Genomic DNA, 8,900 nt, shown 5'->3' with positions numbered 1-8,900 from the left:
AGGTTCACGTACCCCTCGAGGCCGGCCGCGGTGTCGAGGTTCACGTACCCCTCGAGGCCGGCCGCGGTGTCGAGGTTCACGTACCCCTCGAGGCCGGCCGCGGTGTCGAGGTTCACGTACCCCTCGAGGCCGGCCCCGGTGCCGAGGCTCACGAACCGCTTGAAGCCGGCCCCGGTGCCCGGGCTCGCACGGACCGCGGCGGGGGCCGGGGTGCCCGGACGGGCGTGGGCGCCGGGCCGTGCGCTCGTGGGGCTGCTGGCCGTCGTCCTCGCCGTCCTGCTGGCCGGATGCTCCTCCGGCACCGGCTCCGGTGCCGGGGCGAGCACGGGAGCGCGCCCGGCCGGCAGCAGCGTGTCCGTCCCGGCGTGGGCGCACGGCATGCGCACGGTCGAGCAGTCCCAGCTGCCGGCCGAGGCCCGCAGGACGCTCGCCCTCATCGACAAGGGCGGCCCTTTCCCGTACGCCAAGGACGGTGTCGTCTTCGGGAACTTCGAGGGCCGTCTGCCGAAGCACCAGCGCGGCTACTACCACGAGTACACGGTCAGCACACCCGGCTCGCGCGACCGCGGGGCCCGGCGCATCGTCACCGGCCAGACCGGCGAGATCTACTACACCGGTGATCACTACAACTCGTTCCGGGCGGTGCTGAGATGAGCGAAGACCAGACCGGCCGCTTCCGGGTCGCGCTCGACCTCGACGGGGTCACGGACAAGGCCGGCCTGATGGACCGCGCCGCCCGGGCCCTGGAGCTGCCCGACTGGTTCGGCCGCAACTGGGACGCGCTGGCCGACTCCCTGTCCGACCTGTCCGTGTGGCCGGAGGAGGCCAAGGACAGGGGACTCCTGGTCGTCGTACAGGACTGGCAGGGCTATGCCGAGGCGCGGCCGCAGGAGTGGGAGACCGCCCAGGAGGTCTTCCGGCATGCGATGGACATGACACCCGCGCTCGCCGTCACGCTCGCCCTCGGAGCATCCTCCTAAGTGATCGGCGCGGAGCCTGGATGTTCTGTCGGGGCCTGTCAGCGGCTTTGTCATGGGACAATGAAGTACGTGCTCTTTTCCCCCCGGCACACCTGTCGGGGGGTCACCTCTGATCGACTGGGATGTGCAGCACGTGCGTTTCCTCAATGACATCCAGCCCGCGTACGACCTGACGTACGACGACGTGTTCATGGTGCCGAGCCGCTCCGCGGTCGGCTCGCGTCAGGGCGTGGACCTCGCCTCGCCGGACGGCACGGGCACCACCATCCCGCTCGTCGTCGCCAACATGACCGCCATCGCCGGCCGCCGCATGGCCGAGACGGTGGCCCGCCGCGGCGGCCTGGTGGTCATCCCGCAGGACATCCCGATCGATGTCGTCACCGACGTCGTCTCCTGGGTGAAGAGCCGCCACCTGGTGCTCGACACGCCCATCGTGCTCGCCCCGCACCAGACCGTCGCCGACGCGCTCGCGCTGCTGCCCAAGCGCGCCCACAACGCCGGCGTGGTCGTGGACGAGAACGACCGGCCCGTCGGTGTCGTCACCGACCAGGACCTGACCGGCGTCGACCGCTTCACGCAGCTCGAAGTGGTCATGTCCAGGGACCTGCTGCTGCTCGACGCGGACATCGACCCGCGCGAGGCCTTCAACACCCTCGACCAGCACAACCGGCGCTACGCCCCGGCCGTCGACAAGGACGGCAAGCTCGCCGGCATCCTGACCCGCAAGGGCGCCCTGCGCGCCACGCTGTACACCCCGGCCGTCGACAAGAACGGCAAGCTGCGCGTCGCCGCCGCCGTCGGCATCAACGGCGACGTGGCGGGCAAGGCCAAGCAGCTGCTCGACGCGGGCGTGGACACGCTCGTCATCGACACCGCCCACGGTCACCAGGAGTCGATGATCAGCGCCATCAAGCTGGTGCGCGCCCTCGACCCGCAGGTGCCGATCGCCGCGGGCAACATCGTCTCCGCCGAGGGCGTCAAGGACCTGATCGACGCCGGTGCGGACATCATCAAGGTCGGTGTCGGCCCCGGCGCCATGTGTACCACCCGCATGATGACCGGCGTGGGCCGGCCGCAGTTCTCAGCGGTGCTGGAGTGCGCCGCCGAGGCGAAGAAGTACGGCAAGCACGTGTGGGCCGACGGCGGCGTCCGCCACCCGCGCGACGTGGCCATGGCCCTCGCGGCCGGCGCGTCCAACGTGATGGTCGGCTCCTGGTTCGCGGGCACCTACGAGTCGCCGGGCGACCTCCAGCACGACGCGAACGGCCGTCCGTACAAGGAGTCGTTCGGCATGGCCTCCGCTCGCGCGGTGCGCAACCGTACGTCGGAGGAGTCGGCCTACGACCGGGCCCGCAAGGCGCTGTTCGAGGAGGGTATCTCCACCTCCCGCATGTTCCTGGACCAGGCCCGCCCGGGCGTCGAGGACCTGATCGACTCGATCATCGCGGGTGTGCGGTCCTCCTGCACCTACGCCGGTGCCGGCTCCCTGGAGGAGTTCGCCGAGAAGGCGATCGTCGGCATCCAGAGCGCGGCCGGCTACGCCGAGGGCAAGCCGCTGCACGCCAGCTGGAGCTGATGCCCAACCCCCTCCCGTACGGCCCCCGTTGATCCCGCGCCCGGGAGATTCGGGGGCCGTCGGCATACCCGGGCCGCCCCACGGTCGACGGCATGGAGATCACCGTATGCACGGCCGCCGACGCGGCCCTGCTCGAGCAGCGCATCCCCGCACCCGGCCTGGCTGCTCGGCACAGCCGTCCCAGCGCAGCTCCACGGGCCCGACGGGCCGCCCCTCCAGCCAACGTGTACGTCGACGCCGAGGGGCGGGAACGGGAGTGAGTCGACCTGTGAGGTCGCTGTGCAACGGTCGGCGGCCGCCGCGCAACGATTTGTCATTCCGGTCCGATGAACGCAATGATCATCCGGGGATGCGCAAGGTTGCTGCATTACGCCCGTGAAGGCCTGGCTCATAGGGTGCTCGTCTGTACGTGGCGTGGCGGGGACCCCGCTCGGTGGGTTCCTGCCCTCGCAGGGCTGCCCCCGGTCCCCGCCCCGCAATGACCGGCAGGATGAAGGAGCCAGCGCGTGCTCGACCAAGGCGCACCCTCGCACGACCGCACAGCGACCGTCCCCGCGTCCCCGGGCCTCGCCGCGCGCCTCATGCGGCGCAAGCCGGTGGAACGCCTGGTCGCGGAGGGCGGCCAGGGTGAGGGAGGCTCGCTTCGGCGCTCCCTGGGGCTGTGGCAGCTGACCATGATCAGCATCGGTGCCACCCTGGGCACCGGCATCTTCGTCGTCCTCGGCGAGGCCGTCCCCAAGGCGGGTCCGGCTGTCACCCTGTCCTTCGTGATCGCCGGTCTCACCGCGCTCTTCTCCGCCCTGTCCTACGCCGAGCTGGCCGGCACCATCCCGGTCTCCGGCTCCTCGTACTCGTACGCATACGCAACCATGGGCGAACTGATCGCCTGGGTCTGCGGCTGGTGTCTGCTCCTGGAGTACGGCGTCTCGGTGGCCGCCGTGGCCGTGGGCTGGGGCCAGTACCTGAACGAGCTGCTGGACGGCACCGTCGGCGTCACCATCCCGGACGCGCTGTCGGCCCCGCCCGGCCAGGGCGGCATCTTCAACCTGCCCGCCCTGATCGTCGTCCTCCTCGGCATGGTGTTCCTGCTCGGCGGCGCCAAGGAGTCCGCGCGGGCCAACACCGTCATGGTCTCCGTGAAGATCGCCGCGCTGATCCTCTTCTGCGTCATCGGCTTCATGGGCTTCAAGTCCGGCAACTACTCCCACTTCATGCCGCTCGGCATGGCGGGCGTCAGCGCGGCCGGCGCCACGCTGTTCTTCTCGTACATCGGCTTCGACGCCGCCTCCACCGCCGGTGAGGAGGCCAAGAACGCCCAGCGCGACCTGCCTCGCGCGATCATGCTGTCGTTGGTCATCGTGACCGCGCTGTACGTCCTCGTCGCGGCTGTCGCCGTGGGTGCCTGGCCGTGGCGGAAGTTCCAGGACTCCGAGGCCGCGCTCGCGCAGATCATGACGGACGTCACCGGGCAGAGTTTCTGGGGCACGCTGCTCGCGTTCTGCGCGGTCATCGCCATCGCCAGCGTCGTGCTGACCGTGCTCTACGGCCAGACCCGCATCCTGTTCGCGATGTCCCGCGACGGCCTGGTGCCCAAGATCTTCGCAAAGGTCCACCCGAAGACCGGCGCGCCGCGCGCCAACACGATCATCGTGTCGGTGTTCTGCGGTGTCCTCGCCGCCGCCATCCCGCTGGGGCAGCTGGCGGACGCCACCAGCATCGGCACCCTCTTCGCCTTCGCGCTGGTCAACGTGGCCGTCGTGGTGCTGCGCCGGACCCGCCCGGCCATGCACCGCACCTTCCGCGTCCCTCTGTCCCCCGTGCTGCCCGCGCTGGGCTTCCTCTTCTGCATCTGGATGATGGGCAGCCTGTCGACGGTCACCTGGATCGTGTTCGGTGCCTGGATGGCCGTCGGGCTCGTGTTCTACTTCGTATACGGCTATCGCCGTTCCCGTCTCGCGAGCGGTGAGGACCTCGCGGTGACGGCAGAGAAGTGACCGAACCGAAGAAGTGAACCACCCCCTGTGCTGAACGATCTCGACGAACGCATCGTGCACGCCCTCGCCGAGGACGCCCGCCGCTCCTACGCGGACATCGGGCAGCTGGTCGGCCTGTCCGCGCCCGCCGTGAAACGGCGCGTGGACCGGCTGCGCGCCACCGGAGCGATCACCGGATTCACCGTACGGGTGGACCCCGCGGCGCTCGGCTGGGAGACCGAGGGGTTCATCGAGATCCACTGCCGGCGCAACACCTCGCCCGAGACCATCCAGCGGGGCCTGGAGCGCTACCAGGAGGTCGTGGCCGCGTCCACCGTCACCGGGGACGCGGACGCGATCGCCCAGGTCTTCGCCTCCGACATGCGGCACTTCGAGCGCGTGCTGGAGCGGATCGCCGGCGAGCCGTTCGTCGAGCGGACCAAGTCGGTGCTGGTGCTGTCGCCGTTGCTGCGGCGCTTCTCCTCCGGGGCGCCGGGGTAGGAGCGGATCCCGGCTCGGGGCGCTTTCGCCGGCGACGGCGGGGGCGCCTCCGTGCTATTCCGCGGTCTTCCTGGCCAGCGCGTTGTTTCCGATCGAGTTGTACACACTGAAACTCACCGCGTCCGAGCGGTACCGGTCGTCCGACCACTCCACCGGGCGCCCCTCACGCGTCGTCGTCACCCGCCGCACCCGCAGCAGCGGGCTCGTACGGCGCACGCCCAGCACTTCGGCGTCCTGGGCGCCCGCCGCCACCGCGTCGATGATGTGCTCGCCGTAGGCGAAGACCAACCCCGTGTCGTCGTAGAGCCGTTGGGTGACCGAGGGGCAGTCCGGCTCGATCGCCTCGACGGCAGGGGAAATCCAGTCGGCGTACACCGTCCGCTCCAGCAGCACCGGCTCGCCGTCCAGGCCGCGCACCCGGAGCACGTGCAACACCGGTGTCCCGACGGTGAGTTGGAGGCGTACGGCATCCTCGTGCGTCGCCGGGCGGTACTCCTGGGACACCACCCGCCCGGTGGCCTCGCGGCCCATGGCCCGGGCCCACTGGGCGAAGCTGCGCAGTTCCTCGAAGCTCTGGCTGCGGCGGCTGGCGAGGACGACGCGCCGTGCGCCCTGGCGGGATCCGATCAGGCCCTCGGAGGTCAGGGCCGCGACGGCCTGGCGGACCGTGCCGCGCGAGACACCGTAGTGCGCGGCCAGCTCCGACTCCGAGGGCAGCCGGCTGCCGACGGTGTACTCCTCGCGGTCGATCGCCCGCCGCAACTCGTCGGCGATCTCCTCGTGTCGCGCCGTCATGCTTCCCCTCTGCTCGGGTCACTGTGCACAGCGTGACCAGCGTAATCGACGCACCCGGATGATCTGTGCCAGCCGGAAGTGTGCAGGGAAACAGCGGGCGGTGTTTCGCCGCCGTTCATGAGCAGGACATCTGCGACCGGCGTACTGAGGCCAACTTGTTCAGACAAGTTCTTACCTCCTCCTCATGCGTCCCCCTGGAGAGACCGTGACCGTGTCCCTGCCGAGAAACGCCGTCCTCGGCGGCTCCCTCGCCGTCGTCGCCGCGCTCGCGCTGAGCGCCTGCGGCGCCGCCCCCGACAACGCGTCGACCACCACCAAGGACGGCAAGAGCGCCGCCACCGCCACCTCCGCGGCCGACTTCGGCGGCATGGACGCCCTGGTCAAGGCGGCCAAGAAGGAAGGCACGCTGCACATCATCGCGGTGCCCCGTGACTGGGCCAACTACGGCGCGATCATCGACGGCTTCCAGAAGAAGTACGGCATCAAGATCGAGGACGAGAGCCCCGACGGCTCCAGCCAGGACGAGATCAACGCCGTCACCACCCGCAAGGGCCAGGACCGCGCCCCCGACGTGCTCGACCTCGGCTCCTCCTTCGCGCTGAGCGCCGCCCAGCAGGGCCTCCTCGCGCCCTACAAGGTGGCCTCCTACACCGACATCCCCGAGGCACAGAAGGACCCGCAGGCCCGCTGGTACAACGACTACGGCGGCTATGTCTCCATCGGCTGCGACGCCAAGCGCGTCAAGCAGTGCCCGACCACCTTCAAGGACCTGCTCAAGCCCCAGTACAAGGGGCAGGTCGCCCTCAACGGCAACCCCACCAAGTCCGGCTCGGCCTTCGGCGGCGTCTTCGCGGCGGCCCTCGCGAACGGCGGCTCCTTCGACAACATCCAGCCCGGCCTGGACTTCTTCGCCAAGCTGAAGAAGAGCGGCAACTACACCCCCGTCGAGTCCACCCCGGCCACCGTCGAGAAGGGCGAGACGCCCATCTCCATCGACTGGGACTACCTGAACGCCGGCTACGCCGACGAGTTCAAGTCCAAGGGCCTCGACTGGAAGGTCGTCGTCCCGAGCGACGGCCAGTACGCCCAGTACTACTCCCAGGCCATCACCAAGGACGCCCCGCACCCGGCGGCCGCCCGCCTGTGGCAGGAGTACCTGTACAGCACCGAGGGCCAGAACCTGTGGCTCAAGGGCTACGCCCGTCCGGCCCTGATGGCCTCCATGGACAAGGCCGGCACCCTGGACAAGACGGCCGCCGCCAAGCTGCCGAAGGTCACCGGTACGCCGTCCTTCCCGACCGAGGACCAGCAGAGCAAGGCCAAGACGGTGATCGCCCAGGGCTGGGGGAAGGCCGTCTCCGGATGACCGCCGCACTTCCGCGCGCGGACGTGGCGCCCGTCGCTTCGGTGAAGCGGCGGCGCCGCGCCCCCGGCTGGCTCGCCGTGGTGCCGCTGCTGGTGTTCACGGCCGTCGCCTTCGGTCTGCCCGCGCTGGCCATCGTGAACGGCGCCTTCTCGGTCGACGACGCCACCACGGGCGCCACGACCTACACCGGCGCCAACATGACGACCTCGCTGCAGGGCCCGTACCTCACCGCCCTGCTCGGCAGCGTCAAGCTGTCCGCGATCTCCGCCGCGCTCGGCGCCCTGTTCGGGCTGCCGCTCGCCCAGGCCGTGGTCAGCTCCCGCTCGCGCTGGCTGCGCGAGGCCGTGCTGACCGCCTCCGGCGTGCTCGCCAACTTCGGCGGCGTCCCGCTGGCCTTCGCCTTCGTCGCCACCCTCGGCAACGCGGGCGTGCTCACCGCGCACCTGGGTCTGAAGGACACCGGCTGGGACCTCTACAGCTTCTGGGGCCTGGTCCTCGTCTACCTGTACTTCCTCATCCCGCTCATGGTCCTCACCATCACCCCGGCACTGGACGGTCTGCGCGCGCAGTGGCGCGAGGCCGCGCTGAACAACGGTGCGACCGGTGTGCAGTACTGGCGGCACGTGGCCCTGCCCGTGCTCGCGCCCTCGCTGCTCGGCGGCCTGGTGCTGCTGTTCGGCAGTGCCTTCGCCGCCTACGCGACCGCCGCCGCCATGGTGGGCAGCGCGGTCCCGCTGGTCACCCTGCAGATCGCCGACGCCCTGTCCGGCAACGTGCTGGTCGGCCAGGAGAACGTCGCCCTCGCCCTCAGCCTGGACATGGTGCTGGTGGCGGGCCTGGTGATGGCCGTGTACCTGCCCCTTCAGCGACGGAGTGCCCGATGGCTCGACGCCTGACCCCGTGGCGGTGGGTCGTCCTCGGCCTCGCCGCCCTGTACTTCCTGGTGCCGCTCGCCGCCTCCGCGGTCTTCACGGTGGACGTGCCCGGACAGGGCGTCACCTTCGACGCCTACACCAAGATCCTCTCCGCCGACGGCTTCCTCTCCAGCCTGCTGCTCTCGCTGGAGCTGGCCGTGGCCACCATCGTCGTCGTCCTGCTGCTGATGGTGCCCGCCGTGGTCGCCCTCCGGCTCGGCTCGCCCCGGCTGCGCCCGGTGGTGGAGGTGGTGTGCTCGCTGCCGCTGGTGGTGCCGCCCATCGCGTTCGTCGCCGGGATCGCCACCGTTCTGAAGTGGGGCCCGGAGCATCTCTCCCGTACCCCGCTGTTCGAGACGTTCGTGGTGATCCAGAACGACCGGTTCCCCGTCGTGCTGGTCCTCGCCTACGTCGTCATGGCCCTGCCGTTCGTCTACCGGGCCCTGGACGCCGGCCTGCGCGCCATGGACGTACGGACCCTCGTCGAGGCGGCCCGCAGCTGCGGCGCATCCTGGCCCAAGGCCCTCGTCCGGGCCGTCCTGCCCAATCTGCGCGGGGCCCTGCTGAACGCCTCCTTCCTCACGCTGGCCCTGGTCCTCGGCGAGTTCACGGTCTCCCATCTGCTCGGCTACACCCCCTTCGCCGTGTGGATCTACAACGTCGGCGGCGAGCAGGCCCAGATGTCCGTCGCCGTGTCCGTGCTCAGCCTGCTCGTCACCTGGGCCCTCCTCCTCGCGCTCGCCGGTGCCGGCGGCGGACGCGACCGAACCGCCAACTCCCGGGGATGACACACGC

The 8,900-nt window shown here is 70.5% G+C and carries 10 protein-coding genes; 9 read left to right on the top strand and 1 reads right to left on the bottom strand.

The genetic code is table 11. From position 1 onward, the window contains the following. Window positions 1-210 precede the first annotated feature (210 nt). The 6 genes from AB0L59_RS24005 (at window position 211) to AB0L59_RS23980 (ending at window position 5,030) form a co-directional block, all read left to right on the top strand. Window positions 211-654 carry a ribonuclease domain-containing protein gene (locus AB0L59_RS24005; protein ID WP_365587417.1) on the top strand — a complete coding sequence of 148 codons (444 nt, stop codon included), beginning with the start codon at window positions 211-213 and terminating at the stop codon, window positions 652-654. Continuing rightward, complete coding sequence (locus tag AB0L59_RS24000; protein WP_365587077.1) at window positions 651-980, top strand: barstar family protein; 330 nt, start codon at window positions 651-653, stop codon at window positions 978-980. Before AB0L59_RS24005 ends, AB0L59_RS24000 begins: the two co-directional genes overlap by 4 nt. 133 nt (window positions 981-1,113) lie before the next feature. Next, complete coding sequence (locus AB0L59_RS23995) at window positions 1,114-2,556, top strand: GuaB1 family IMP dehydrogenase-related protein (protein ID WP_365587074.1); 1,443 nt, start codon at window positions 1,114-1,116, stop codon at window positions 2,554-2,556. 92 nt (window positions 2,557-2,648) lie between these two features. Beyond that, window positions 2,649-2,816, top strand: a complete 168-nt coding sequence (locus AB0L59_RS23990) for a hypothetical protein (protein ID WP_365587072.1) — start codon at window positions 2,649-2,651, stop codon at window positions 2,814-2,816. A gap of 246 nt (window positions 2,817-3,062) precedes the next feature. Next, window positions 3,063-4,550: an amino acid permease gene (locus tag AB0L59_RS23985; RefSeq protein WP_365587069.1), complete on the top strand. Its 1,488-nt coding sequence runs from the start codon at window positions 3,063-3,065 to the stop codon at window positions 4,548-4,550. Window positions 4,551-4,577: 27 nt separating this feature from the next. Continuing rightward, on the top strand, window positions 4,578-5,030 hold the full coding sequence (locus AB0L59_RS23980; RefSeq protein ID WP_067046378.1) for an Lrp/AsnC family transcriptional regulator: 453 nt from the start codon (window positions 4,578-4,580) through the stop codon (window positions 5,028-5,030). A gap of 54 nt (window positions 5,031-5,084) precedes the next feature. On the opposite strand, the gene AB0L59_RS23975 is transcribed toward AB0L59_RS23980, so the two are convergent. Then, on the bottom strand, window positions 5,085-5,825 hold the full coding sequence (locus AB0L59_RS23975) for a GntR family transcriptional regulator (RefSeq protein ID WP_365587066.1): 741 nt from the start codon (window positions 5,823-5,825) through the stop codon (window positions 5,085-5,087). Between the two features lie 205 nt (window positions 5,826-6,030). Here AB0L59_RS23975 and AB0L59_RS23970 point away from each other — a divergent pair, with 205 nt between their 5' ends. The 3 genes from AB0L59_RS23970 to AB0L59_RS23960 are packed head-to-tail and all read left to right on the top strand — an operon-like array spanning window position 6,031 to window position 8,893. After that, window positions 6,031-7,191 carry an extracellular solute-binding protein gene (locus tag AB0L59_RS23970; RefSeq protein ID WP_365587064.1) on the top strand — a complete coding sequence of 387 codons (1,161 nt, stop codon included), beginning with the start codon at window positions 6,031-6,033 and terminating at the stop codon, window positions 7,189-7,191. After that, entirely contained in the window at window positions 7,188-8,087 is a 900-nt protein-coding gene (locus AB0L59_RS23965; protein WP_365587061.1) for an ABC transporter permease subunit, read from the top strand. The genes AB0L59_RS23970 and AB0L59_RS23965 overlap by 4 nt, the downstream gene beginning before the upstream one ends. Beyond that, entirely contained in the window at window positions 8,072-8,893 is an 822-nt protein-coding gene (locus tag AB0L59_RS23960; RefSeq protein WP_365587058.1) for an ABC transporter permease subunit, read from the top strand. The genes AB0L59_RS23965 and AB0L59_RS23960 overlap by 16 nt, the downstream gene beginning before the upstream one ends. Window positions 8,894-8,900: the final 7 nt, after the last annotated feature.

Source organism: Streptomyces sp. NPDC052109 (assembly GCF_040680195.1).
Classification (GTDB): Bacteria; Actinomycetota; Actinomycetes; order Streptomycetales; family Streptomycetaceae; genus Streptomyces.
The sequence above is the reverse complement of the archived record's forward strand: the minus strand, read 5'-3'. Positions and strand labels throughout refer to the sequence as shown.